This is a genomic window from Afipia sp. Root123D2 (assembly GCF_001425835.1).
Classification (GTDB): Bacteria; Pseudomonadota; Alphaproteobacteria; order Rhizobiales; family Xanthobacteraceae; genus Afipia.
Genome location: NZ_LMDP01000001.1, coordinates 882,873 through 907,317, shown reverse-complemented (window position 1 = coordinate 907,317; position 24,445 = coordinate 882,873). Strand labels below are relative to the sequence as shown.

Here is a 24,445-nt window from a genome sequence, read left to right as displayed (position 1 = left end):
CAAAGCTCTCACAAAGGATGCGCGGGTCAAGCCCGCGCATGACGACTCTGAGCCGTTCCGTCAGCAAGTTCTCATTGCCTGCGCAGGTCGACTACTTCGCCGCTCGGCTCGCGACGAAGTAGCTCGACTTATGCACCACCATGCCATCACGGAGCGTAATGACGTCGACCAGTTCCATCGTCACCGGCGTGCCGTCCGGCTTGATGGCAGTCAGGATCGACTCGGAGACGAAGTGGTCGTCGTTGCCGTACAGCGCCACGCCCTCGAAATGGATTCCCGGCAAGCCCGAGATATCCTTGCCGAACTGCTCGGCCACCGCGTCCTTGCCTTTGTAAACTTTCGGGCTGCCGTGGCGCTGATACGACGTGTCCTCGACGTGAAACGCCATGATCGCCGGCACGTCGTGCGCGTTCCACGCCGCGTTGTAGCGGGTGGCGAGATCGCGCCAGAATTCATGCGGCGCGGTTTTGGCGGCAGCTGACGTGGACATGGCTTCGCTCCCTGTTGTTTTCTTGGGCAACAGCCTAGAGCGTTTTGGATGAGAGTGGTAGCTGCGCAGCCGCGTCGAATTGTCAGCGAATCCGGCCAGAGAGCCGCATCACGAACACCAGCACCTCGGCGACAGCCTTGTAGATTTCGGCGGGAATCTCGTCGCCGAGTTCGACGTTGGAGAGCGCGCCGGCCAGCACCTCGTTCTCCTCGATCGGAATGTCGTGCTCTTTGGCGACCTCGATGATCTTCGCGCCCAGCGTGCCCCTGCCCTTGGCGACGACGCGCGGCGCACCCTTCCGGTCGTAGTGCAGCGCGACGGCGAGCGTGTCCTTGAGCGAGATCATGACGCGCGATCCATGAAATGACCGGCGCGCGGCGGCGGCGGCGACGGCGGCTGTCCCGCGCCGATCACGATGTCGCCGGGCTCAAGTTCGACCAACCGCAAGGCTTCGGAGAGTTGCGAAGCGTTGCTGCGCAGTTGCGCCGCGGTCAGCGGACGCTCCGCCCACATCCGCACCGACGTACGCTCGCCGCTCAGCGACACCAGCGCATGAACCGGCCCGGCCGGCTCGATGTCGAGCGAAAAGCGCGCCCGCCACACGCGTTTGGCGTCTTCAGTTTCAGTGCCCGCGCCATCGCGCGAAATCTCGAACTGTGCCACGGCAGTACCCTGCGGAGTCGCGAACGGAATCTCGAAATTCCAGCGCGGCGTCGTCTGGTCGGCGCGCGGCGCTTGCAGGTCGGCACGATCCGGCAGTGAGGCCACTTGCAACAGCGTCTGCCGCGCCAGCGCGGCATCGGTGTCGTCGAGCAGATGATGCGCCGTCACGCCCGGCGGCGTGTCCCACGAGAAAGACGGCATCGCCATCGCCTGCGCCGACGGCGCGCCACCGCGGAACGGCGGCGGCGGCACGTTGCTCAGCGCAACCTCATCGATATCGGTTCGTGCCACGGCCGCGCGGCCCGGCGCGGCATGAGGGGCTGCAGCGGCTTCGGCATCGAGCAGCGACTTCACCGCGTCGCGCACGCCCTTGGGAAACGCCTGCAGGATATCCTGCAAGGCATCGAGATTGACCTGCGCCGCGCGGCTCGCTCCATGGGATGGCGAGAAGATGCGGGCCTTGCCGTCGAGATCGAACTCGTCAGGACCCACCTGCAACGACGCCTGCGGCAGCAGGATCTCATCCATCTCGATCTGCATTTGCGGCGCGAGCGAAGGTGACGCCATCGTATCCGACAGCGCCCGCGCCTGCCCCATCTGCGCGAAGGCGGCCGGCGCGGCGGGATCGGCATCAGCCACCGGCCTGGCCGGCGTACCGCCGAGCCAGTTCGACAGGGTTTGCCGGAACACGATCAGCGCGGCCTTGAGATCTGGGATCATCGCAGGTCGCGTACTGGCCAGCGCCGGTGACGATGCCTGCGACGCCAGCGTCTGTTCGAGGAACAGTCCGGAATTCCGGAACGCCGATTTCACTGCATCGCCGGTCAGCGACGGACCGAGTTCCGGCCGCGACGACAGCAATTGCGCCGCAGCCTTCTGCACTTCCGGCGGCAACGTCTCCAGAGAAACGGCAACGCCGAGATTGGCGAACAGCGGCGCGAGACTGCCCTGCCGTGCCGCCGCGCTCTGCACCGCGGCCGACACCGCAAGCGCTTCGAGATTGGTCAGCGGCCGCGCACGCGCGGCATCAGTCGATGCGGACACCGCCGCCGTGCTTGCGACCTCACTGGCAGTAGATGACGCACCTGCTTGCCCTGCGCCGGACGCTGTCGCAACGGCGGACGGTGCCGAGGTCGTGACCGCTGTTGCGGCCGAGGAGACCTGGGCAGGCAATTGCGCCGCGTCGCCTCGCCCCGGCACCACCTGAAGACGGATACCGTCCGGCGTCTGCGACACAGCAAGCTGCAGCGCCTGCCCCACTTTCAGCGGCACTTCGGTCAAGACTTCGATCGAGAGAGAGGCGATCGCAATGCGCACGAGATTGTTCTCGAGCACCTTCAGCACCTGGGCATCGATCACCGTGCCCGGCTTCAACACGACATCCGCCGCCACGCCCTGGGCGGCGATGACCGGAAAGACGGGATTGATCGCAATCGACATAGGGAGCGCTTCCTTTGGGGTGGAAGCTAGCCCGACCTCGTAAACCCATTGTTAACTTAATGGCCTAGGAAAGCGCCTTCAGCACCTGAACCGCTGCGTCGAAATCGCGCTGGCGGGCGACGCGGCGGGCCGCCACCTCATCGTCGACGCCCCATTTTTCGGCGTTCCAGTCCTCGTCGACATGCGCGGCCGTCCATACATGCGTGTCGGTGACGGCCTTCTCGTTCAGCGCCAGCGCCAGCAAGGCCGAACCGGTGACGGTGGTCACGACATGAAGCGCGGCGACGCGCCAGGCGTCCTCAGGCAGCCGCGCCTGCATTGCCGCGATCGCCGCCTCAGGTTGCTGAATGTGCATAATGCCTTCGGTCAAAATGAAATGCGCGCCGCGGTCCTCGGCAGCCCACCGCAGCACCGGGTCCCAATGCTCGCCCTGACGCGCGATCAGCGCATCGGGAAAACTCGCGCGATAGAACAAGAGGTCCGAGCCGACATACTTCGCAATATCGTCGGCAACCGCCGGCACGTCGTCGGCAACGCCGTCGATCACGCTGTTGGCGAGGCGCGTCAGCGGCATCGACATCGGATCGATGGTTTCCTTCTGGGCGTCCCATTCCGCCGCCATCGCCTCGGCCAGCGAACGAACAGGCGCGGCCAGCGGACGCTTGCCCGGCGTGCGCACAGTCTTGCCGTCCAGCGTCACCGCGAAGCTGCCCGCCTCCTCGCTCACGCCGGTCGTCTTGTAGAAACGATTGCGCAGCGGCGTGCGCGACGATTTGCGCGATGCCTCGCGCGGATCGAGCGGCGACTTGCCGGCGACTTCGTCGAACAGTTCACGCATCGAATCGGTCCATCTATCGGTTAGCGCAGCTGCGCGAATATTCAGAACGTTCGCTGGGCCCCAGCCCCATCGCCGCGCCCTCGTCCAGGCAGCGGGTGACGCGATCGCCGAACGACGAGCGTCTGGAGCCGCGCACGTATGGTGTCTTAGGCACTGTATCGGTGCGCACCCGGCCCGGTGTGGTGTTCTGCAGTTTGAACGGCGGCGGCGAGTCCATCCTCGGCACCTCCGGCACCTCGATCTTCGGCGGCGGTGGCGGCGGAGGTGGCGGCGGCAAGATCGACGGCGGTGGCGGCGGCGGAATCTGACTCACCGCGGCGACAGGCATGAATGCGAACGCGATGGCAGCAGCCACCAGGACGGAACGGATCATATGCATCGACATTATGTCGGAGCGCCGGACCATTCGCGCAAGGTCACTCTTCAGGTGCATCTTCGATCGGATCGAAGCGGTCAGCTTCGAGCCCAAGCAGGTTCCACGATTGCAGCATATGTGGCGGCAGCGGCGCGGTCACGTCGATCACGCCGCCGCGAGGATGCGGAATGACGATCCGCCGCGCCAGCAGATGCAACCGCTTCTGGATGCCGCCCGGCAACTGCCAGTTCTCCTTGTTGAAGTATTTCGGATCGCCGACGATGGCGTGGTCGATATGCGCCATGTGGGCACGCAACTGATGGGTGCGGCCGGTCACCGGCTTGAGCGATACCCAGGCGAGTTTCTGCGCCGAGGCTTCGACGACAGCATAATACGTCACCGCATGGGCTGCGCCCTCGTCTCCATGGGCGGCAACGCGCATGATCGAATCTTCTTCGTTCTCGTCCTTCGCGAGATAGGTCGAGATGCGGCCCTGCTTCGGCTTCGGTACACCGGCGACCAGCGCCCAGTAGATCTTGCGCGCGGAGCGATGGCGGAACGAACCGGTCAGCGTGGTCGCGGCGAAGCGCGTTTTCGCAACCAGCAGGCAGCCTGACGTTTCACGATCGAGGCGGTGCACCAGACGCGGGCGCTGGCCCTTGGCGTCGCGCATCGTCTCCAGCATCTGATCGACATGCTTCGACAGGCCCGAGCCGCCCTGCACCGCAAGGCCCGCGGGCTTGTTCAGCACCATGACATCGGCATCCTCGAACAGGATCATTTTCTGCAGTTCGTCGCGCACCTTGGTCGCAGCTTCCGACAGGGTTCCGGCCACCTTCGGCGCATCGAGCTTGAGCGGCGGAATCCGAACACTCTGCCCTTCCTCAAGACGATCCTTGCTGTCGGCGCGACGGCCGTTCACCCGCAGTTCGCCTTTACGGACGATCCGTTGGATATGAGAGAACGACAGACCGGGAAAGCGCGCCTCGAGAAAGCGATCGACGCGCATGTTGTTCTCGTCGGCGGTGACGGTGACCGTCTGCACCTTGGTAGGCAGCGGCGCGACAGGCGCGGCTTGGACGACCTCTTCCCTCACCTCATCACGCGGCGCGCGTGGTCGCGTTTCGGCGCCTGGCCGACGCGGCGCGAGCTTCGCTGAAGGACGCTTGTCGCCGAACCGCTGGTCGGCGGCGTGCTTGCTCATCACGCGTTTTTCGGCGCTGCGCGTGCTTTTCTCCGGGCTGCGTTTGGCCGGCGCACGCTTATCTCCGCGCTTCGCCTCACGCACCGACTTTTTCTCAAGGGGCTTCCGGAACCGGCGGCTCATGACGATCTGTCTTTTCTCAATTTGGCCCAGTATTCCAGGCGCTTCCTGATTTCACGCTCAAAGCCGCGATCCGGTGGATTGTAGAAGGTTTGCCGCCCCAAAGCTTCCGGGAAATAGTCCTGCCCCGAAAAAGCGTCCGGCGTGTCGTGGTCGTACTGATAGCCGTCGCCGTAGCCTTCGGACTTCATCAATTTGGTCGGCGAATTGAGAATGTGCTTGGGCGGCAGCAGCGAGCCGCCCTCCTTCGCCGTGCGCATCGCCGCGCCGAAGGCCTTGTAGGCGGCATTCGATTTCGGCGCGGTGGCGAGATAGATCACCGCCTGCGCGATAGCGAGTTCACCCTCGGGTGACCCGAGGAAATCGTAAGCGTCCTTGGCGGCGTTGGCGATCACCAGCGCCTGAGGATCGGCAAGACCAATGTCCTCCACTGCCATCCGCACCACGCGGCGAGCGAGGAACAGCGAGTCTTCGCCGGCATCCATCATGCGCGCGAGATAATACAGTGCCGCATCCGGGTCGGAGCCGCGCACCGCCTTATGCAGCGCGGAGATCAGATTGTAATGGCCGTCGGCGGATTTGTCGTAGATCGGCGCACGACGTTGCAGAATGTCCTGCAGCTCGGCTGCGCCAAACACTTCATCGGCGCGCGCCGAGCGCCAGACTTCTTCCGCCAATGTCAACGCGGCGCGGCCATCGCCATCAGCCATGCGCACCAGAACCGCGCGGGCCTCTGCATCAAGCGGCAGCTTGCGGCCTTCGACCTGCTCGGCGCGGGCATAAAGCTTTTCGATTGCCGCTTCGTCGAGCGACTGGAACACCAGCACACGCGCACGCGACAGAAGCGCCGCGTTGAGCTCGAACGACGGATTCTCGGTGGTGGCCCCGACCAGCACCACGGTGCCGTCCTCCATCACAGGCAGAAACGAATCCTGCTGGGCACGGTTAAAGCGATGAACCTCATCGACGAACAGCAGAGTGCCCTTGCCGGTTTCGCGACGGGCACGCGCGGCATCGAACACTTTTTTCAGGTCGGCGACACCGGAGAACACGGCCGAGATCTGCTCGAAATGCAGCTCGGTCGCGTCGGCCAGCAACCGCGCAACCGTGGTCTTGCCGGTGCCGGGTGGCCCCCAGAACACCAGCGAGCCGAGCGTGCGCGTTTCCAGCATCCGCGTCAGCGCACCGTCAGGCCCGAGAACATGATCCTGCCCCACCACATCGGCAAGCGTGCGCGGCCGCAGCTTCTCCGGCAGCGGACGCGGCGCATCCTTCTCCAGCCCCGCCGCGGCGAAGAGATTGGGTCCCGATTGTTTGAGACGCTCAGCCATATTGAACCATGAACTCGTCATGGCCGGGCTCGTCCCGGCCATCCACGCAAATCCCGGCATTGCGAAGACGTGGATGCCCGGCACAAGGCCGGGCATGACGACAACTCAAGCCGAGCCGTTATCCTCCCAGCGTCACCGATAATTGCTGGCCGCCGCGCATCACGGTGATGCGCCACAGCCGCGATGGTTCGCTGGTGATCCGTTCGAGGTCCCCGGTCTTCGAGATTTTCTTGCCGTTGACCGCGACAATGATGTCGCCCTTCTGGAAACCGACATTGGCCGCCAGCGCGTTATCCGCCAGCGCCGTCACCACCACACCCTCGGTACCGGAATCGAGCCGCAGTTCGTCGGCGAGCGCCGGGGAAATATTCGCGACCCTCGCGCCCTGGAACGGCGAGCGTGCTTTCAGCACGATCTCATCGCGGCCGGTGTCCGGCGCCACTTCCAGCGGCACTTTCAATTTGATGACCGTGTTCTGACGACGCACGTCGACTTCGGCCGCGCCGCCGAGCGGCCGGGTTGCGAAGCGATAGTCGAAGCCGTTGGGATCGTCGATCGGCTGGCCTTCGATCGACACGATCAGATCCGACACCTTCATGCCGGCCTTCGCGGCGGGACTGTTCGGCGCAACGTTGACCACCAGCGCGCCGGTCGGGCGCGGCAGGCCGAGCGTTTCCGCGATCTCCGGCGTCACCGCCTGCAGACGCGCGCCGAGCCATGGGCGCTTCACATCCTTGCCGCCGCTCTTCGCCGACGCCACGACGACGCGAACCATGTTGGCGGGAATCGCAAAGCCGATGCCCTGCGAGCCGCCCGAGCGCGAGAAGATCGCGGTGTTGATGCCGACCAGCTTCCCGGTCATGTCGACCAGCGCACCACCGGAATTGCCGGGATTGATCGCCGCGTCGGTCTGGATGAAGAACTGATAATCGGTGATGCCGACCTGGGTGCGCGCCAGCGCCGAGACGATACCGTGCGTCACGGTCTGGCCGACGCCGAACGGATTGCCGATCGCGAGCACGACGTCGCCGACCTGCAGCTGATCGGAATTGGCGAAATCCAGCGTCGGGAATTTCTCGTGCGCGCCTTTCAGCCGCAGCACCGCGAGGTCGGTGCGGCTGTCTTTCAACACCAGTTCAGCCTCGAACTCGCGCTTGTCGGACAGTGAAACCTTCACCTGATCCGCACCCTCGATGACGTGATTGTTGGTGACGACGAGGCCCGAGGAATCAACCAGCACGCCGGAGCCGAGTGAACGCTGGACCTGCTCGCGCTGCTGGCCCGGCACGCCGAAGAAGCGGCGGAAGACCGGATCATCGAGCAACGGATTGCGGTTCTTCACCGCCTTGGCGGCATAGACATTCACAACGGCCGGCTGCACATGCTGCACGATCGGCGCATAGGACAGCCGCAACTGGGTCTGCGATGACGGAACGATACGCTCCTGCGCCAGTACGGGACCGGCAACGATCGAAGAGACGGCAAGGATCGTGAGCGCGCGAGTAAAGTTCATGAATGAATTCCCGAATGCGATGGCAGAGATATAGTCGGCCTGCCGTTCAAAGAGAAGCGATGGCGTGGGCCGAATCGGATCGCCCGCCCGCCGTCATGCGGCCTGTTTCCGCAATGTTTTGGGCCTTTTCGCGGTGGCCGCAACGCTCTGCCGGGCCCGATGGTCCTCCCCCCAGGCGCGCAGCGCATCGATCACCGGCCGCAGACGCAGTCCGGTTTCGGACAACTCATAGTCCACGCGCGGCGGCACCTCGGCATAGACCTTGCGGATGATGAGATCGTCCTGCTCCAGTGCGCGAAGCTGCTTGGTCAGCATCCGCTGGGTGATGCCGGGCAGCCGCTTGCGCAGTTCACCGAAGCGGAGCCGGCCTTCCTGCAGATGATACAGGATCACGCCCTTCCATTTGCCGTCGATCAGGTCGAGCGTGACCTCGACCGGACAGCCCGGCCCGCAGCCGAAATCCTTGCGTTTCATGCGGCTTCTTTCATTAGTATACAATCGGGGCCTATATCACAAAAACGACAGTACTTGCAATAAACTGCCTACAAAGGCAGAACCAGCGGGCGCCGCGCCGGTGGCGCTTTTTCCGGAGACCGTTCCATGAAAGCCGTCGGATACAAGAAATCGCTGCCGATCGATGCCGCGGACTCGCTGATCGATTTCGAGACCGAAACACCCGAACCGCGCGGGCGCGACATCCGCGTCGCGGTGAAGGCAATCTCGGTCAACCCGGTCGATACCAAGGTGCGCAAGCGCGCCGAACCGCCGGCGGGCGAAACCAAGATCCTCGGCTACGATGCGGTCGGCGTGGTCGATGCGGTCGGGCCTGATGCGACGTTGTTCAAGAAAGGCGACGAAGTCTATTACGCCGGCTCGATCCAGCGCCAGGGCACCAATTCAGAATTTCATCTGGTCGATGAGCGCATCGTCGGCCACAAGCCGAAGTCGCTGTCGGTGGCACAAGCGGCAGCCTTGCCTCTCACCTCGATCACCGCATGGGAATTGCTGTTCGACCGCCTCGCGATTGCGCCGGGTAAAAAGATCGAGCCGCGCACGCTGCTGATCACCGGCGGCGCTGGCGGCGTCGGCTCGATCATGATCCAGCTCGCCCGCCGCCTCACCGGCCTTGCGGTCATCGCCACTGCCTCGCGCCCTGAATCGACCAAATGGTGCCTCGATCTCGGCGCCCATGCGGTGATCGATCATTCCAAGCCGATGAAGGAGCAGATCGAGAAACTCAAGCTGCCGCCGGTCGGCCTGATCGCCAGCCTCACCGGCACCGACCAGCATTTCCCGGCCCTGACGGACATCCTCGCGCCGCAAGGCAAGATCGGCCTGATCGACGATCCGGCAACGCTCAACGCGTCACTGCTCAAGGGCAAAGCCGGATCGTTGCATTGGGAATCGATGTTCACGCGCTCGTCGTTCCAGACCGCCGACATGGTGGCGCAGCATCGCCTGCTCGACGATGTCGCCAACCTCATCGACAACGGCGTGCTGCGCACCACGCTCGACAAAGTGGTCGGCAAGATCAACGCTGCGAACCTGAAGACTGCCCATGCCGCGATCGAAGGCGGCCGCTCGACCGGCAAGCTGGTGCTCGAGGGGTGGTGAGCGCAAGGATTTTGCGCTGCCGCTCTATCTCAGCGCGACCCCGCGCCATCAGGACTCTCAGTTGTCATGCCCGGCCCTGTGCCGGGCATCTCACTTAGGGACGCACGGTGCCCACCTAAGCGGGGTCACCGGGACAAGCCCGGTGACGACATCGGAGTTGGAGCAACCTACGTCCCAAATTGATTCCTCATCCTATGAGAATCATCACGCGATCGTCGGCACCAGCCCGCCTTCGGCCCGCAGCGCCGCGCCGTTGGTGACGGAGGCTTCGCGCGACGACACATAGACCACCATGTTGGCGATCTCGTCGACGCTGGCGAAGCGCTGGATCAGCGACGTCGGCCGGTGCTCCTTGATGAAATTCGCGGCGGCGGTCTCGATCGACTGGCCGTTCTGCTTGGCGAGATCCTTCACGAAAGTCTCGACGCCCTCCGACATCGTCGGCCCCGGCATCACCGCATTGACCGTGACTGCGGTGCCTCGGGTGAGTTCGGCAAGACCGCGCGAGACCGACAACTGCGCCGTTTTCGTCATGCCGTAGTGAATCATTTCCTTCGGAATCATGATGGCGGATTCGGACGCAATGAAAACGATGCGGCCCCAGTTACGCTTGAGCATGCCTTGCATATACGCGCGCGACAGCCGTATGCCGGACATCACGTTCACATTGAAGAAGCGCTGCCAGTCCTCGTCGGGAATATCGAAAAATTCCTTCGGCTCGAAGATGCCAGTGTTGTTGATCAGAATATCGACATCGGGCACCTCCTTGACCAGCGAGGCGCAGCCCTCCGCTGTCGACACGTCGGCTGCGACGCCCTCGATTGCCGCACCGCTCACGGCCTTCTTGAGCGCGGCCACCGCCGCATCGACCTTGGGCTGCGAGCGCCCGTTGATGACGACCTTCGCGCCCGCTGCCGCGAGCCCCTTGGCGATGGCATGGCCGATGCCCGAGGTCGAACCGGTGACGAGAGCCGTGGTGCCGGACAGATCGATCTTCATGGAGTGCTCCTGTGTGACAGCGCTCGATATGGTCGTGATGAAAACGAATGCCACTGCTGCGGCCGTCACGATGACGTGCGGCAAACTCTCGGACATCGTCCCGCGCAGGCGGGGACCCAGTCTGATCTGTTCTCAATATTACCAATGTAGCGATCTGGGGGAACCGGGCAGAGTATCCAAATCGCAAGCCGAATAGCTCTGGGTCCCCCGCCTGCGCGGGGACGACACCGAGGTATGTCCGGCCTCGGGTGACTCATGCGAGACCGCAACAAAAAAGCGGCGCCCGAAGGCGCCGCTTTCAAAACTCGATATCGGAGAAAGGCTTACGCCGCTTCCGATTGTTTTTCCTGCACCGGACCCGAATCCTGGCCCTTGGCGTCGACGTCGCGATCGACGAACTCGATCACCGCCATCGGGGCGTTGTCGCCGTAGCGGAAACCGGCCTTGATGATGCGGGTGTAGCCACCCTGACGATCCTTGTAGCGGGTCGCCAGCACGTCAAACAGCTTGCGGACCTGATCCTGGTCGCGCATTTCGCTGATGGCCTGACGGCGCAGCGCGAGGCCGCCCTTCTTGCCGAGTGTAACGAGCTTCTCGACAATCGGGCGAAGCTCCTTTGCCTTCGGCAGCGTGGTGACGATCTGCTCGTGCTTGATCAGCGCGGCCGCCATGTTGGCGAACATCGCCTTGCGATGTTCAGCAGTGCGGTTGAGCTTCCGATGAACCTTGCCGTGACGCATGATGACTTCCTTGTTCTCAATTTGTCACGACGGCTCGTCGGACATGTTGCTCAGGTGGGCTGCCTGCGTTCGCCCGTCGTGTCATGGCCGGAATGGTCCGGCCACAACGTACTTCGCTCAGTAGTGATCTTCGAAGCGCTTGGCCAGTTCGTCGATGTTCTCCGGCGGCCAGCCGGGCACTTCCATGCCGAGGTGCAGACCCATCTGGGCCAGCACTTCCTTGATTTCGTTCAGCGACTTGCGGCCGAAGTTCGGGGTACGGAGCATTTCCGCTTCCGACTTCTGCACCAGGTCGCCGATGTAGACGATGTTGTCGTTCTTCAGGCAGTTCGCCGAACGCACCGACAGTTCGAGTTCGTCGACCTTCTTGAGGAAGGCCGGGTTGAACGCGAGATCCGGAATGACTTCGGCGGCAACCTCCTTGCGGGGCTCCTCGAAGTTCACGAACACATTGAGCTGGTCCTGCAGGATGCGCGCCGAATAGGCCAGCGCGTCTTCCGGCGAGATCGCGCCGTTGGTCTCGATCGTCAGCGTCAGCTTGTCGTAATCGAGGATCTGGCCCTCGCGGGTGTTCTCGACCTTGTAGGAAACCTTGCGGACCGGCGAGAACAAGCTGTCGACCGGAATGAGACCGATCGGCGCGTCCTCGGGGCGGTTGCCGGCGGCGGCAACGTAGCCCTTGCCGGAATTGACGGTGAATTCCATACGGATTTCAGCGCCGTCGTCCAAGGTGCAAAGCTGGAGGTCTGGATTGAGAACGACGACATCGCCGACGGTCTGAATGTCAGCGGCGGTGACGGCGCCCGGGCCCTGCTTCTTCACAACCATGCGCTTGGGGCCTTCGCCCTGCATCTTGATCGAGATGTCCTTGATGTTGAGCACGATGTCAGTCACGTCCTCGCGCACGCCGGCGATCGAGGAGAATTCGTGCAGCACGCCGTCGATGTGAACGGACTGGACAGCAGCGCCTTGCAGCGACGACAGCAGCACGCGGCGCAGCGCGTTGCCGAGCGTCTGGCCGAAACCGCGCTCGAGCGGCTCCGCAACCAGGGTCGCGAAACGGGTCGGGTCCGAACCAGGCGTCACCTGCAACTTGTTCGGACGGATGAGTTCTTGCCAATTCTTCTGGATCGTCACTGGGTCACCCATGCCTTTCGGCGTCTTGGCGTTGGAGGGTTTGGCGGCGCGGAAGATTCCGCGTCATCGCTTTCAAAAACAAACGCGGGCACCAACCGCCCGCGGTAGAAAAATCAGACGCGCCGGCGCTTGCGCGGACGGCAGCCGTTGTGCGGGATCGTGGTCACGTCGCGGATCGACGTTACGGTGAAGCCCGCCACCTGCAGAGCGCGCAGTGCCGATTCACGGCCCGAACCCGGACCCGCGACCTCGACTTCGAGCGTGCGCATGCCGTGCTCTTGGGCCTTCTTCGACACGTCCTCGGCGGCAACCTGCGCCGCGTACGGGGTCGACTTGCGCGATCCCTTGAAGCCCATCGTGCCGGCCGACGACCAGGCAATGGTATTGCCCTGCGCGTCGGTGATGGTGATGGTCGTGTTGTTGAACGACGAATTCACGTGCGCAATGCCGGACGCGATATTCTTGCGTTCGCGACGGCGGACGCGAGTAGCCTCTTTAGCCATTGTAGTTCCTTCTTGCGATCTCAACGCCGCCGTAGTGCCAGCGGCTACACCAGAATGGAAAGCGCGGACGAAACCGCCCGCATCTTTCCGCTTGAATCAGGTCTCTTACTTCTTCCTGCCGGCGATGGCCTTCGCCGGACCCTTGCGGGTGCGGGCGTTGGTGTGGGTGCGCTGACCGCGCACCGGCAGGCCGCGACGATGGCGCAGGCCGCGATAGCAGCCGAGGTCCATCAGGCGCTTGATGTTCATGCCGACTTCACGACGAAGGTCGCCCTCGACGAGATAGTCGCGGTCGATCATTTCGCGAATCTGCAAAACTTCCTGGTCGGTCAGCTGCGAGACACGACGGTCCAGCGGAATCTTGACCTTCTCCATGATGTCGGCCGCGTTCTTCTGGCCGATTCCGTGGATGTACTGGAGCGCGATGACGACGCGCTTGTTGGTCGGGATATTGACGCCTGCGATACGGGCCACAGTCTTAACTCCTGTCACCGTCCATTCGGAGCGGCTGATGTTTATTGAAGCCAGAACATGAAGTTGTCCAAAAACCGCTTCACACGTTTCGGCCTCATGCTCCTGTCGGGCGTATGTCCACAAACGCGAACACGACGCCCTCCCCATTGTCCTTCGGGGCCCGGCATCGTCTGAAACTTATCCGACTTGATGCGGGCTTATTAAAGGATTCAACGACGTTTCGTCAACCGTTTGGCGGTATTGGCTCGCCCTTTCGTGACCTTTTTGGTGCTCTTCCGAGCCGGGTTCCGGGCGGCCTTCGCAGCCCGTCCGGACTTGGCCGTTGAGGGGCGCTTCCGGGCGGCTACAGCCATCCTTCCCGTCGCCTTCTTGACCCCCTTGGCGGCCTTCCGGGCTCCCTTGGGGGCCGATTTAGTCGCCTTGGAGGCCTTTTTCACGGTCTTTCCGGCCTTTTTCGTCGATTTGGCAGCCTTTTTGGGCGGCTTGGCAGTGGGTGTTTTGCTCTTCGCGGCCTTCCCGGGGGCGGCTTTGGCAGCCTTCCCGGACGGCTTTTTGGCGGCCTTCCGGGCTTTGGCAGCAGCCTTTTCCGCGGCAGAGGCGCTCAAGGCCTTCAAAACGTGCTCGATCTGGTGGCTGACCTGCTCGATGCTCATCATACCGTCGATGGTAACGAGCTTGCGCTTCTCCGAATAATAGTGAACCAGCGGCTCGGTCTGGGCGCGATAGCTCGCGAGGCGCTTCGACAGCACCTCCGGCGTGTCATCGATTCGCACCTCTTCACCGCGCTCGCGCATTTGCGCCACCCGGGCTTCGACCCGGTCGAGCAATGCGCTTTCGTTGACACGCAGTTCGACCACCGCGTCGAGCTTGAGATGTTTCTTCTTGAGCAGTTCGTCGAGCGCCTGTGCCTGCGGCACGGTGCGCGGAAAGCCGTCGAGAATGAAGCCGGCCTTGGCATCCGGCTGTTCGATACGGTCCGAGATGATACCAACCACGACTTCGTCGGGCACCAGCCCGCCGCTCGCCATGATGTCCTTCACCTTGAGGCCGACAGCTGTCTCCGCAGCGACTGCGGCGCGCAACATCTCACCGGTGGAGAGCTGAACGATGCCGTGTCGTTGAACCAGCTTGTGTGCTTGCGTTCCCTTGCCCGCCCCCGGCGGCCCGAGAAGAATCAACCTCATTTACGGCGGCCCCTCAATTTGGATTTCCGGATCAGTCCTTCATATTGGTGTGCGAGCAGATAGCCCTGCACTTGCGCCACCGTATCCATCGTCACGCTGACCACGATCAGCAGAGACGTGCCGCCGAGATAGAACGGCACCGAGGCGTATGAAATCAGGATTTCCGGAATCAGACAGACAACTGCCAAATAAATAGCACCGACGACAGTGATGCGAGATAGCACATAGTCGATGTATTCGGCGGTACGCTCGCCCGGACGGATGCCCGGAATGAAGCCGCCATGCTTCTTGAGGTTGTCCGCAGTCTCGGTCGGGTTGAAGACGATCGCGGTGTAGAAGAACGCGAAGAAGACGATCAGCGCGAGATAGAGCAGCAGGAACAGCGGCCGGCCATGGCTCAGCTGGGTGGTGAGCCACTGGAACCACTCCGGCCCGGTGCCGGCGTTGAAGCTTGCGATCGTGGTCGGCAACAGCAGCAGCGACGACGCAAAGATCGGCGGAATAACGCCCGAAGTATTGAGCTTGAGCGGCAGATGCGAGGACTGGCCCTCGAACATCTTGTTGCCGACCTGACGCTTCGGATACTGGATCAGCAGGCGGCGCTGCGCGCGCTCGACGAACACGATCAGGGCGATGACCGCAACGGCCATCACGATGATCGCGAGAATCAGGAATGTCGAGAGCGCACCCTGACGGCCGAGTTCGAGCGTGCCGGCGATCGCCGACGGCAGCTCGGCCACGATGCCGGCCATGATGATGAGCGAGATGCCGTTGCCGATACCGCGCGAGGTAATCTGCTCGCCGAGCCACATCAGGAACATGGTGCCGCCGGTCAGCGTGATCAGCGTCGAGATGCGGAAGAAGAAGCCGGGATCGGAAACGACGTTGCCCGCACCTTCGAGGCCGACGGCGATGCCGTACGCCTGGAACGCTGCGAGCACCACGGTGAGGTAACGAGTGTACTGGTTGATGACCTTGCGGCCCGCCTCGCCCTCTTTCTTGAGGGCTTCGAGCTGCGGCGACACAGTGGTCAGAAGCTGAATGATGATCGATGCCGAAATGTACGGCATGATGTTGAGCGCAAAGATCGCCATGCGGTTGATACCGCCGCCCGCGAACATGTTGAACATGCCGAGGATGCCGCCGGCCTGCGACTTGAAGATCTGACTCCAGATCTGCGGATCGATGCCGGGCAGCGGGATGTAAGTGCCGAGCCGATAAACAAGCAGCGCACCCAGCGTAAACCAGATGCGCTTCTTGAGTTCATCGGCCTTCGCGAGCGCCGAAAAATTGAGGTTTGCCGCTAATTGTTCAGCCGCAGAAACCATGTGCGAGGCTCCTCATTCTTTTGTTCGTCGTGAGCGGGCCCGCCCGGTCATCCACGCTCCGGAAACTTCTTACCAGAAGTAGCGTCGTGGGTGCCCGTCACAAGGCCGGGAACGACGAAATCAAGCCGCCTCGCCTTCGTCCTTCTTCGGCGCCAGGATCTTCACCGATCCACCGGCCTTTTCGACCGCTTCGATGGCCGATTTGGACGCGCCGTGGACTTCGATGGTCACCTTTGCCGTAATCTTGCCACGACCCAGCAGCCGCACGCCATCTTTCGAGCGGCGCAGGATGCCGGACTTCACCAGCGTCTCGGCGTTGATGGTGTCCTTGGCGTCGAGCTTCTTGGCATCGATCGCGGTCTGGATACGATCGAGGTTCACCTCGGTCAGATCGAGCCGGAAGATGTTGTTGAAGCCGCGCTTGGGCAGACGGCGATGCATCGGCATCTGGCCGCCTTCGAAACCCTTGATGCGCACGCCCGAACGCGCGGTCTGGCCCTTGCCGCCGCGGCCAGCCTGCTTGCCCTTGCCGGAGCCAATGCCACGACCGACCCGCATGCGCTTCTTGCGCGAACCCGGGTTATCGGCGATCTCGGTGAGCTTCATCGCCCTTCTCCTTACTTCTCGTCGACGATGCGAACGAGGTGCTGAACCTTGGCGATCATGCCGCGAATCGCAGGCGTATCCTGCAACTCGGCGACGCGGCCGATCTTGTTGAGACGAAGACCGATCAACGTCTCACGCTGCGAGTGTTGGCGGCGGATCGCGCTGCCGGTCTGCTCGACCTTGATTGTCTTTGCGGCCTTGGCCATCTTCAATCCTCTCGCCCGCGCCCTTAGTCGGCAGCGGCTTCTGCGTCGCCGCCGACACGGCGCGACTGCAATGTGGATACTTTCAGGTTGCGGCGGTTCGCGACCGAGCGCGGCGAATCCTGATGCTTCAGCGCGTCGAACGTCGCGCGAACCATGTTGTAGGGATTCGACGAGCCGACCGACTTCGCCACCACGTCCTGAATTCCGAGGGTCTCGAACACCGCGCGCATCGGGCCGCCGGCGATGATGCCGGTACCAGCCGGCGCCGCGCGCAGATAAACCCTGCCCGCGCCGTGACGGCCGGCAATGTCGTGATGCAGCGTGCGGCCTTCGCGCAGAGCGACGCGCGTCAGGTTGCGCTTCGCCGAGTCGGTCGCCTTGCGGATGGCTTCCGGCACTTCGCGTGCCTTGCCATGACCGAAGCCGACGCGGCCCTTCTGGTCGCCGATGACGACGAGAGCCGCGAAGCCGAAGCGCTTGCCGCCCTTGACGACCTTCGCCACACGATTGATGTGCACGAGCTTGTCGACGAATTCGCTGTCGCGCTCTTCCCGACCGCCCCGATCGCGTCCGCCGCGTTCGCGTTCACCTGCCATGGTGTTTTCCAATCCTTAAGAGGCGGATGCCTCTGTCCTTGTGTCCGTTTAAATCAGAAGCTCAATCCGCTTTCGCGGGCCGCATCGGCCAGCGCCTTGACGCGGCCGTGATAGAGATAGCCGCCGCGATCGAAGACCACTTCCTTGACGCCGTTCTTCACCGCGCGCTCCGCCAGCAGCTTGCCGACGGCCTTGGCCGCATCGATGTTGGCGCCGGTCTTGGCACCTTCGCGCATCGACTTTTCGAGCGACGAGGCCGACGCCAGGGTTTCGCCCTTCAGGTCGTCGATGACCTGGGCGTAGATGTGCTTCGACGAGCGAAACACCGACAGGCGCGGACGGCCGTTGGCCGAGCGGCGCAGCGAAAGCCGCACGCTCTTCTGGCGCCGGGCATTCGTAATCTTGAGTTTCGACATGACCGGCTCCGTTACTTCTTCTTGCCTTCCTTGCGGAAGATGAATTCGTTGGCGTACTTCACGCCCTTGCCCTTGTACGGCTCCGGTGGACGATAACCGCGGATTTCCGCGGCGACCTGCCCGACCTTCTGGGAGTCGTTGCCGGTAATGGTGATTTCGGTCGGCTTCGGCACAGTCACCGTGATCCCTTCCGGGATCGGATAAATCACATCGTGGCTGTAGCCGAGCGCGAGCTGCAGGTTCTTGCCCTGCAGCGCGGCGCGATAGCCGACGCCGGTGATTTCAAGCTTCTTTTCGAAGCCTTTGGTGACACCCTCGACCAGGTTTGCGACCTGGGCGCGGGCGGTGCCATAAAGCGAACGCGAACGCTTGGTTTCGAAGCGCGGCGCGACGCGAATCGTACCGTCCTTCATCTCGACCGCAACGTCGTCGTGCACGATGAACTGAAGCGCGCCTTTCGGGCCCTTCACCTTTACGGTCTGTCCTTCAACGGACGCGGTCACACCCGACGTTACCGCGACCGGTCGTTTGCCTACGCGAGACATCGTTCTTTCCTTCCTTAGAACACCGTGAAGAGAACTTCGCCGCCCACGTTCGCGTCACGCGCCTCGTGGTCAGCCATGATTCCCTTCGGCGTCGACAGCACCGAGATGCCGAGACCGTTCTTGACGCGCGGCAGGTTCTTCACCGATGCGTAAACCCGACGCCCAGGCTTCGATACCCGCTCGATCTCGCGGATCACGGGCTCGCCATCGAAATACTTCAGCTCGATCTCAAGCTCGTTCTGGCCCGACGCGTGTTCGACGCTGGCGTAGCCGCGGATGTAACCCTCGGTCTTCAGCACTTCGAGTACGTTGGCGCGCATCTTCGAGCCCGGGGTCGAAACCTTGGACTTGGCGCGCATCTGCGCGTTGCGGATGCGGGTGATGAGATCGCTGATAGGATCGTGCGTTGACATGACCGACCCTCCTTACCAGCTTGACTTGACGAGGCCGGGAACCAGGCCCTTGGAGCCGAGTTCACGCAGCGCGATGCGGCTGAGCTTGTTCTTGCGATAGACCGCGCGCGGGCGGCCGGTGATTTCGCAACGGTTGCGAATCCGGGTCGCCGACGAGTTGCGTGGCATCTCGGCAAGCTTGATGGTCGCCGCGAAACGCTCTTCCATCGGCTTGGTCTTGTCGGCGATGATCGCCTTCAGCTTCGCGCGCTTGGGAGCCGCGTTCTTCGTCATCTTCTGACGCCGGTTGTTCTTCTCGATCGAACTTTTCTTCGCCATACGAGTAGTCTCCATACCTTTCCGCGTTTGAGACGCTAAATCAGTGTCTCACTGCCGGAACGGAAAATTGAATGCGGTCAGCAGCGCCCTCGCCTGCTCGTCGTCGGGCGCGGTGGTGCAAACCGTAATGTCCATGCCCCAGCTCTCGCCGGATTTATCGTAGTCGATTTCCGGGAACACGATGTGCTCTTTCAGACCGAGCGAATAGTTGCCGCGGCCGTCGAAGCTCTTGGGATTGAGGCCACGGAAGTCTCGCACGCGCGGCAGCGCGACGTTCACGAGACGATCAATGAACTCATACATCTTCGCCTTGCGCAGCGTAACCTTGCAGCCGATGGCCTGGCCTTCACGCAGCTTGAAGGTCGCGATCGCCTTGCGCGAATGCGTCACGATCGGCTTCTGGCCGGCGATCAGTGCGAGGTCGCTGGCAGCCAGCTCGACCTTCTTGCGGTCGTTGACAGCCTCGCCGACGCCCATGTTGAGCACGACCTTCTCCAGCACAGGCACCTGCATGACATTGCTGTAGCCGAACTGCTCGGTCAGCTTGCCGCGGATTTCCTTGTCGAACTGCGCGCGCAGGCGCGGAACGTATGCGGTCTCAGCCATCGATCTCAGCTCCCGAACGCTTGGCGACCCGCACCTTGGTGCCGTCTGCCTGAATCTTGAAACCAACGCGGGTCGGCTTGCCGTCCTTGCCGACGATGGCAACTTTCGACAGGTGGATCGGCGACTCCTTGGAGATGATGCCGCCTTCCTGCGCCTGCGTCTGCTTCTGGTGACGTTTGACGAGGTTGACGCCACGCACCAGCGCACGACCCTCGGTGGGGCGCACTTCAAACACTTCGCCGGTCCGGCCCTTGTCACGGCCGGACAGCACGATGACCTTGTCACCCTTGCGGATCTTGGCAGCCATTACAGCACCTCCGGCGCAAGCGAGATGATCTTCATGTGGTTCTTGGCGCGCAGCTCGCGCGGCACGGGCCCGAAAATACGGGTGCCGACCGGCTCCGACTGGTTGTTGATCAGCACGGCCGCGTTGCGGTCGAAACGGATCACCGAACCATCCGCACGGCGGATGTCCTTGCTGACGCGAACGACGACCGCCTTCATGACGTCGCCCTTCTTCACCTTACCACGTGGAATGGCTTCCTTGATCGAGACGACAATAATGTCGCCCACCGTCGCATAGCGGCGCTTGGAACCTCCAAGAACCTTGATGCACATGACACGGCGCGCGCCGGAGTTATCGGCCACGTCGAGGTTGGTCTGCATCTGAATCATTGATGCACCTCGTCCTCTTTCTGATGCGCTACTTGCGCTTAAGCTGTTTTCTTCTTTTCACCCTGGACGACTGTCCAGCGCTTCAACTTCGAGAGCGGCTTGCTCTCTTCGATCCGGACCGTATCGCCCGACTTGAACTCGTTGTTCTCGTCGTGCGCGTGGTAGTTCTTGGAACGGCGGATCGTCTTCTTGTAGATCGGGTGGGTGAAGCGGCGGTCGACACGCACGACAACAGTCTTGTCTTGCTTGTCGCTGACGACGACGCCCTGGAGAGTACGCTTCGGCATCTTTCGCCCCTTACTTCTTCGTTTCCGCGGCGCGCTTCTGCGCCGCGACAGTCTTGATGCGTGCGATGTCGCGGCGAGCCTCACGCAGGCGCGAGGTGTTCTCGAGCTGCCCGGTGGCACGCTGGAAGCGCAGGTTGAACCGCTCCTTCTTCAGATTGAGGACAGCGTCCTCCATCTGGTCAGGGCTCATCGCGCGAATGTCTTCGACCTTCATCTGGGTCATGTCCTTACTCCGCAATGCGCGCGACGAAGCGCGTCTTGATCGGAAGTTTAGCGGCAGCCAGGGTCAGCGCCTCACGCGCGGTCTGGTCGGTGACGCCGTCGATCTCGAACAGGATGCGGCCGGGTTTGACCCGCGCCACCCACAATTCCGGCGCACCCTTGCCGGAGCCCATCCGCACTTCGGCGGGCTTCTTCGACACCGGAACATCCGGGAAAACACGGATCCAGACGCGGCCGACACGCTTCATGTGACGGGTCAGTGCACGGCGAGCGGCTTCGATCTGACGCGCGGTAATACGCTCCGGCGCCATCGCCTTCAGGCCGAACTGGCCGAAAGACAACGTCGCGCCCGACGAGGCGACGCCGTGGATACGGCCCTTATGCGCCTTGCGGAACTTTGTCTTCTTAGGTTGCATCATGGCTTACGCCCTCGAACTTTCTTGTCTTGACCTGATCAGGCTGCATCGCGACGCGGACGCCCGCTGTCGCCTTCAGCCATACGCTTGTCCTGGGCCATCGGATCGTGCTCGAGGATTTCCCCCTTGAAGATCCAGACCTTGACGCCGCAGGTGCCGAAGGTGGTGAACGCAGTGGCGACGCCGTAATCGACATCGGCGCGCAGCGTGTGCAGCGGCACCCGGCCCTCGCGATACCATTCCATGCGGGCGATTTCCGCGCCGCCGAGACGACCCGAGCAGTTGATGCGGATGCCTTCGGCGCCCAGACGCATCGCCGACTGAACGGCGCGCTTCATGGCGCGGCGGAAAGCCACGCGGCGCTCCAGCTGCTGCGCGATCGATTCGGCGACCAGCGTCGCATCGAGCTCCGGCTTGCGGATTTCGATGATGTTGATGACGACGTCGGACTCGGTAATCTCGGCAACCTTCTTCCGCAGCTTGTCGATGTCGGCGCCCTTCTTGCCGATCACCACGCCCGGACGGGCCGAGTGGATCGACACGCGGCACTTCTTGTGCGGGCGCTCAATGACGATGCGTGCGACAGCCGCCTGCTTCAGCTCCTTCATCAACACTTCGCGAATCCGCACGTCCTCATGGAGGAGCTTGGCGTATTCGGCCTTGTTGGCGAACCAGCGGGAGTCCCAGGTCCGGTTGATGCCGAGACGCAGCCCGATTGGATTGATCTTCTGACCCATCGTTCTCTCCCGCGCCTTAAGCGCCAGCCTCCGCCTCGACCTGACGAACAACGATCGTCAGCTGCGAGAACGGCTTGAATACACGACCCGAACGGCCACGGCCGCGCGGAGCAAAACGCTTCATCACGATGCCGTTGCCGACATGCGCTTCGGAAACGATCAGCGCGTCGACATCGAGGTCGTGGTTGTTCTCGGCATTCGCGATCGCCGATTCGAGGCACTTCTTAACATCGACTGCGATTCGCTTGCGCGAGAACTGCAGATCGGCGAGCGCCGACGACGCCTTCTTGCCGCGGATCAACTGCGCGACAAGATTCAGCTTCTGCGGCGAGACGCGAAGCATGCGGGCGACGGCCTTGGCCTCGTTATCCGGGAGAACCCGTTCGCGCTTTGGTTTGCTCATAACTCAGTCCTCAGGCCTTCTTGGCTTTCTTGTCGCCGGAATGACCGTGGAAGGTCCGGGTCGGCGAGAACTCACCGAACTTGTGACCGACCATTTCTTCATTCACGGCAACCGGAACGTGCTTTTGACCGTTGTAGACGCCGAACGTGAGACCCACAAACTGCGGCAGGATCGTCGAGCGACGGCTCCAGATCTTGATAACGTCATGACGGCCGGACGCGCGCGCGGCATCTGCTTTCTTGAGCAGCGAGCCTTCGACGAACGGGCCTTTCCAGACTGAACGAACCATGTCCGGCGATCCTTACTTCTTCTTCCGCTTGTGGCGGCTGATGAGAATGAACTTGTTGGTGGACTTGTTGGAACGGGTCTTCTTGCCCTTGGTCGGCTTGCCCCACGGAGTCACCGGGTGACGGCCGCCCGAGGTGCGGCCTTCGCCGCCGCCGTGCGGATGGTCGATCGGGTTCATGACAACGCCGCGGTTGTGCGGACGCCAGCCCATCCAGCGGGTTCGACCAGCCTTGCCGATCGAGGTGTTCATGTGATCCGGGTTCGACACCGCACCGATGGTGCCGGTGCAGCGGCCATGAACCAGGCGCTGTTCGCCCGAGTTGAGGCGCAGAATAACGTAGTCGTGGTCGCGGCCGACGATCTGGGCGTAGGTGCCGGCGGAACGTGCGATCTGCCCGCCCTTCCCGATCTTCAGCTCGACGTTGTGGACGATAGTGCCGACCGGCATGTTGCCGAGCGGCATGACGTTGCCCGGCTTCACGTCGACATAGTCGCCGGCGATCACAGTGTCGCCGACAGCCAGACGCTGCGGCGCCAGGATGTAAGCCTGCTCGCCATCTGCGTACTTGATCAGCGCGATGAACGCGGTGCGGTTCGGATCGTATTCCAGACGCTCGACCTTGGCCGCAACGTCGACCTTGGTGCGCTTGAAGTCGACCATGCGGTAGGTCTTCTTGTGACCGCCGCCGCGGAAACGCACGGTAATGCGGCCGGTGTTGTTGCGGCCACCGTTCGAGTGCTTGCCCTCGGTCAGAGCCTTGACCGGCTTGCCCTTGTAGAGCGCCGAACGATCGACCATCACCAGCTGGCGCTGGCCCGGCGTCGTGGGGTTGAATGTTTTCAATGCCATCGTCGTTCGCCTTACAGCCCGGTGGTCACGTCGATGCGATGACCCTCTTCAAGGGTCACGACCGCGCGCTTGGAATCCGACTGAGAACCGAACTGGCCGCGGAAGACTTTCGTCTTGCCCTTGCGGACCAGCGTGTTGACGCTCTTCACCTTGACGTCGAACAGCTTCTCAACCGCCTCTTTGATCTGTGGCTTGGTCGCCTTGGCGGCCACCTTAAACACCACCTTGTTGTGCTCGGATGCGACCGTCGCCTTCTCGGTAATCACCGGCGAGACGATCACATCGTAATGACGCGCATCCATCGTCTTCATTTGAAGCGCGCCTCCAACGCATCGAGAGCGGCCTTGGTCAGAACGAGTTTCTGACGGCGCAGAATGTCATAGACGTTGATGCCCTGGATCGGCAGCACGTCGATTTGCGGAATGTTGCGCGCGGCGAGCGCGAAACCGTTGTTGACCTCAGCGCCGTCGACGATCAGCGCGCTGGTCAGGCCGAGACCGGAGAAGTGCCCGATCAGCGCCTTGGTCTTGGGATCCTTCAGCTCGGCATTGTCGATCACGACCAAGCTGCCGTCCTTGGCCTTCGCCGACAGAGCATGGCGCAGGCCGAGCGCACGAACCTTCTTCGGCAGATCGTAAGCATGGCTGCGCACGACCGGGCCGAATGCACGGCCGCCACCGCGGAACTGCGGAACGCGGGCCGAACCGTGACGAGCACCGCCGGTGCCCTTCTGCTTGTACATCTTCTTGCCGGTCCGCCAGACCTCGGAGCGATCCTTGGTCTTGTGGGTGCCGGCCTGACGCTTGGCGAGCTGCCAGTTGACGACGCGCTGGATGATGTCAGCGCGCGGCTCGAGACCGAAGATCTCGTCCGAAAGCTGAACCGACCCGGCGGTCTTGCCTTCAAGAGTTGTGACGTTCAATTCCAT

35 protein-coding genes and 1 pseudogene are annotated in these 24,445 nt (G+C 62.7%); 2 read left to right on the top strand and 34 right to left on the bottom strand.

Translation table 11 applies throughout. The features are described from left to right. Window positions 1-91: 91 nt before the first annotated feature. The 4 genes and pseudogenes from ASC80_RS04395 to ASC80_RS04380 form a co-directional block, all read right to left on the bottom strand. Window positions 92-490 (bottom strand): nuclear transport factor 2 family protein, encoded by a 399-nt coding sequence (locus ASC80_RS04395; protein WP_056293157.1) that lies wholly within the window; start codon window positions 488-490, stop codon window positions 92-94. 82 nt (window positions 491-572) lie between these two features. Next, window positions 573-839, bottom strand: a pseudogene (locus ASC80_RS04390) (EscU/YscU/HrcU family type III secretion system export apparatus switch protein); the annotation flags it as partial. Continuing rightward, on the bottom strand, window positions 833-2,593 hold the full coding sequence (gene fliK, locus ASC80_RS04385; RefSeq protein ID WP_056293151.1) for a flagellar hook-length control protein FliK: 1,761 nt from the start codon (window positions 2,591-2,593) through the stop codon (window positions 833-835). The gene fliK and the pseudogene ASC80_RS04390, both read right to left, overlap by 7 nt. Before the next feature lie 64 nt (window positions 2,594-2,657). Further along, window positions 2,658-3,431: an ATP12 family chaperone protein gene (locus ASC80_RS04380; RefSeq protein WP_056293148.1), complete on the bottom strand. Its 774-nt coding sequence runs from the start codon at window positions 3,429-3,431 to the stop codon at window positions 2,658-2,660. A gap of 161 nt (window positions 3,432-3,592) precedes the next feature. On the opposite strand from ASC80_RS04380, the gene ASC80_RS23530 reads away from it, so the two are divergent. Beyond that, window positions 3,593-3,739, top strand: coding sequence for a hypothetical protein (locus tag ASC80_RS23530; protein ID WP_156464252.1), 147 nt, complete (start codon window positions 3,593-3,595; stop codon window positions 3,737-3,739). Window positions 3,740-3,847: 108 nt separating this feature from the next. Here the strand turns inward: ASC80_RS23530 and ASC80_RS04370 are convergent, their stop codons facing one another. The 4 genes from ASC80_RS04370 to ASC80_RS04355 form a co-directional block, all read right to left on the bottom strand. Beyond that, window positions 3,848-5,113, bottom strand: coding sequence for an RluA family pseudouridine synthase (locus ASC80_RS04370; protein WP_056293145.1), 1,266 nt, complete (start codon window positions 5,111-5,113; stop codon window positions 3,848-3,850). Next, a complete protein-coding gene (locus ASC80_RS04365; RefSeq protein WP_502690928.1) occupies window positions 5,110-6,462 on the bottom strand; it encodes a replication-associated recombination protein A in 1,353 nt (450 codons plus the stop codon). Before ASC80_RS04365 ends, ASC80_RS04370 begins: the two co-directional genes overlap by 4 nt. A gap of 97 nt (window positions 6,463-6,559) precedes the next feature. Next, the gene (locus tag ASC80_RS04360) at window positions 6,560-7,954 is read right to left on the bottom strand and encodes a DegQ family serine endoprotease (protein ID WP_056293143.1); all 1,395 of its coding nucleotides are present in this window, start codon (window positions 7,952-7,954) and stop codon (window positions 6,560-6,562) included. Between the two features lie 93 nt (window positions 7,955-8,047). Then, a complete protein-coding gene (locus ASC80_RS04355) occupies window positions 8,048-8,428 on the bottom strand; it encodes a winged helix-turn-helix transcriptional regulator (protein WP_056293140.1) in 381 nt (126 codons plus the stop codon). Window positions 8,429-8,554: 126 nt separating this feature from the next. Between ASC80_RS04355 and ASC80_RS04350 the strand changes: the two genes are divergently transcribed. After that, a complete protein-coding gene (locus tag ASC80_RS04350) occupies window positions 8,555-9,568 on the top strand; it encodes a zinc-binding alcohol dehydrogenase family protein (RefSeq protein ID WP_056293137.1) in 1,014 nt (337 codons plus the stop codon). A 204-nt stretch (window positions 9,569-9,772) separates the two neighbouring features. Here ASC80_RS04350 and ASC80_RS04345 read toward each other — a convergent pair whose 3' ends face one another. The 26 genes from ASC80_RS04345 to rplD all read right to left on the bottom strand — a co-directional run bounded on the left by ASC80_RS04345 (window position 9,773) and on the right by rplD (window position 24,445). Beyond that, entirely contained in the window at window positions 9,773-10,567 is a 795-nt protein-coding gene (locus ASC80_RS04345; RefSeq protein ID WP_056295592.1) for an SDR family NAD(P)-dependent oxidoreductase, read from the bottom strand. Between the two features lie 323 nt (window positions 10,568-10,890). Further along, window positions 10,891-11,307, bottom strand: a complete 417-nt coding sequence (gene rplQ / locus ASC80_RS04340) for a 50S ribosomal protein L17 (RefSeq protein WP_056293135.1) — start codon at window positions 11,305-11,307, stop codon at window positions 10,891-10,893. A gap of 117 nt (window positions 11,308-11,424) precedes the next feature. After that, window positions 11,425-12,456: a DNA-directed RNA polymerase subunit alpha gene (locus tag ASC80_RS04335; protein WP_056293134.1), complete on the bottom strand. Its 1,032-nt coding sequence runs from the start codon at window positions 12,454-12,456 to the stop codon at window positions 11,425-11,427. A 101-nt stretch (window positions 12,457-12,557) separates the two neighbouring features. Further along, on the bottom strand, window positions 12,558-12,947 hold the full coding sequence (gene rpsK / locus ASC80_RS04330; protein ID WP_056293131.1) for a 30S ribosomal protein S11: 390 nt from the start codon (window positions 12,945-12,947) through the stop codon (window positions 12,558-12,560). Between the two features lie 105 nt (window positions 12,948-13,052). Then, complete coding sequence (gene rpsM, locus ASC80_RS04325) at window positions 13,053-13,421, bottom strand: 30S ribosomal protein S13 (RefSeq protein ID WP_056293128.1); 369 nt, start codon at window positions 13,419-13,421, stop codon at window positions 13,053-13,055. A 209-nt stretch (window positions 13,422-13,630) separates the two neighbouring features. Further along, window positions 13,631-14,605 (bottom strand): adenylate kinase, encoded by a 975-nt coding sequence (locus ASC80_RS04320; RefSeq protein WP_056293125.1) that lies wholly within the window; start codon window positions 14,603-14,605, stop codon window positions 13,631-13,633. Next, window positions 14,602-15,933, bottom strand: a complete 1,332-nt coding sequence (gene secY, locus ASC80_RS04315; RefSeq protein WP_056293122.1) for a preprotein translocase subunit SecY — start codon at window positions 15,931-15,933, stop codon at window positions 14,602-14,604. Before secY ends, ASC80_RS04320 begins: the two co-directional genes overlap by 4 nt. 120 nt (window positions 15,934-16,053) lie before the next feature. Continuing rightward, a complete protein-coding gene (gene rplO / locus ASC80_RS04310) occupies window positions 16,054-16,539 on the bottom strand; it encodes a 50S ribosomal protein L15 (protein ID WP_056293119.1) in 486 nt (161 codons plus the stop codon). 11 nt (window positions 16,540-16,550) lie between these two features. After that, window positions 16,551-16,745, bottom strand: a complete 195-nt coding sequence (gene rpmD, locus ASC80_RS04305; RefSeq protein ID WP_056293116.1) for a 50S ribosomal protein L30 — start codon at window positions 16,743-16,745, stop codon at window positions 16,551-16,553. Window positions 16,746-16,768: 23 nt separating this feature from the next. Beyond that, entirely contained in the window at window positions 16,769-17,341 is a 573-nt protein-coding gene (gene rpsE, locus ASC80_RS04300) for a 30S ribosomal protein S5 (protein ID WP_056293112.1), read from the bottom strand. Between the two features lie 53 nt (window positions 17,342-17,394). Beyond that, a complete protein-coding gene (rplR, locus tag ASC80_RS04295; RefSeq protein WP_056293110.1) occupies window positions 17,395-17,757 on the bottom strand; it encodes a 50S ribosomal protein L18 in 363 nt (120 codons plus the stop codon). A gap of 11 nt (window positions 17,758-17,768) precedes the next feature. Continuing rightward, on the bottom strand, window positions 17,769-18,302 hold the full coding sequence (rplF, locus tag ASC80_RS04290; protein WP_056293107.1) for a 50S ribosomal protein L6: 534 nt from the start codon (window positions 18,300-18,302) through the stop codon (window positions 17,769-17,771). A 14-nt stretch (window positions 18,303-18,316) separates the two neighbouring features. Continuing rightward, window positions 18,317-18,715 (bottom strand): 30S ribosomal protein S8, encoded by a 399-nt coding sequence (rpsH, locus tag ASC80_RS04285; RefSeq protein WP_056293104.1) that lies wholly within the window; start codon window positions 18,713-18,715, stop codon window positions 18,317-18,319. A gap of 12 nt (window positions 18,716-18,727) precedes the next feature. Continuing rightward, window positions 18,728-19,033, bottom strand: coding sequence for a 30S ribosomal protein S14 (gene rpsN / locus ASC80_RS04280; RefSeq protein WP_056293100.1), 306 nt, complete (start codon window positions 19,031-19,033; stop codon window positions 18,728-18,730). 48 nt (window positions 19,034-19,081) lie between these two features. Further along, a complete protein-coding gene (gene rplE, locus ASC80_RS04275) occupies window positions 19,082-19,639 on the bottom strand; it encodes a 50S ribosomal protein L5 (RefSeq protein ID WP_056293098.1) in 558 nt (185 codons plus the stop codon). Further along, a complete protein-coding gene (gene rplX, locus ASC80_RS04270; protein WP_056293095.1) occupies window positions 19,632-19,946 on the bottom strand; it encodes a 50S ribosomal protein L24 in 315 nt (104 codons plus the stop codon). Before rplX ends, rplE begins: the two co-directional genes overlap by 8 nt. After that, window positions 19,946-20,314, bottom strand: a complete 369-nt coding sequence (rplN, locus tag ASC80_RS04265; RefSeq protein WP_009797128.1) for a 50S ribosomal protein L14 — start codon at window positions 20,312-20,314, stop codon at window positions 19,946-19,948. Before rplN ends, rplX begins: the two co-directional genes overlap by 1 nt. Window positions 20,315-20,352: 38 nt before the next feature. After that, window positions 20,353-20,601 (bottom strand): 30S ribosomal protein S17, encoded by a 249-nt coding sequence (gene rpsQ / locus ASC80_RS04260; protein WP_056293094.1) that lies wholly within the window; start codon window positions 20,599-20,601, stop codon window positions 20,353-20,355. 10 nt (window positions 20,602-20,611) lie between these two features. Next, window positions 20,612-20,824, bottom strand: coding sequence for a 50S ribosomal protein L29 (gene rpmC, locus ASC80_RS04255; protein ID WP_056293093.1), 213 nt, complete (start codon window positions 20,822-20,824; stop codon window positions 20,612-20,614). 4 nt (window positions 20,825-20,828) lie between these two features. Then, window positions 20,829-21,242 (bottom strand): 50S ribosomal protein L16, encoded by a 414-nt coding sequence (gene rplP / locus ASC80_RS04250; protein ID WP_056293090.1) that lies wholly within the window; start codon window positions 21,240-21,242, stop codon window positions 20,829-20,831. A gap of 35 nt (window positions 21,243-21,277) precedes the next feature. Continuing rightward, a complete protein-coding gene (gene rpsC / locus ASC80_RS04245; RefSeq protein WP_056293088.1) occupies window positions 21,278-21,976 on the bottom strand; it encodes a 30S ribosomal protein S3 in 699 nt (232 codons plus the stop codon). A gap of 16 nt (window positions 21,977-21,992) precedes the next feature. Then, a complete protein-coding gene (rplV, locus tag ASC80_RS04240) occupies window positions 21,993-22,379 on the bottom strand; it encodes a 50S ribosomal protein L22 (protein ID WP_056293085.1) in 387 nt (128 codons plus the stop codon). 10 nt (window positions 22,380-22,389) lie between these two features. After that, on the bottom strand, window positions 22,390-22,668 hold the full coding sequence (gene rpsS / locus ASC80_RS04235; RefSeq protein ID WP_008136357.1) for a 30S ribosomal protein S19: 279 nt from the start codon (window positions 22,666-22,668) through the stop codon (window positions 22,390-22,392). 12 nt (window positions 22,669-22,680) lie between these two features. Then, window positions 22,681-23,517 (bottom strand): 50S ribosomal protein L2, encoded by an 837-nt coding sequence (gene rplB, locus ASC80_RS04230; protein ID WP_056293083.1) that lies wholly within the window; start codon window positions 23,515-23,517, stop codon window positions 22,681-22,683. Window positions 23,518-23,528: 11 nt separating this feature from the next. Then, window positions 23,529-23,828 carry a 50S ribosomal protein L23 gene (locus ASC80_RS04225; RefSeq protein ID WP_056293081.1) on the bottom strand — a complete coding sequence of 100 codons (300 nt, stop codon included), beginning with the start codon at window positions 23,826-23,828 and terminating at the stop codon, window positions 23,529-23,531. Then, complete coding sequence (rplD, locus tag ASC80_RS04220) at window positions 23,825-24,445, bottom strand: 50S ribosomal protein L4 (protein ID WP_056293078.1); 621 nt, start codon at window positions 24,443-24,445, stop codon at window positions 23,825-23,827. Before rplD ends, ASC80_RS04225 begins: the two co-directional genes overlap by 4 nt.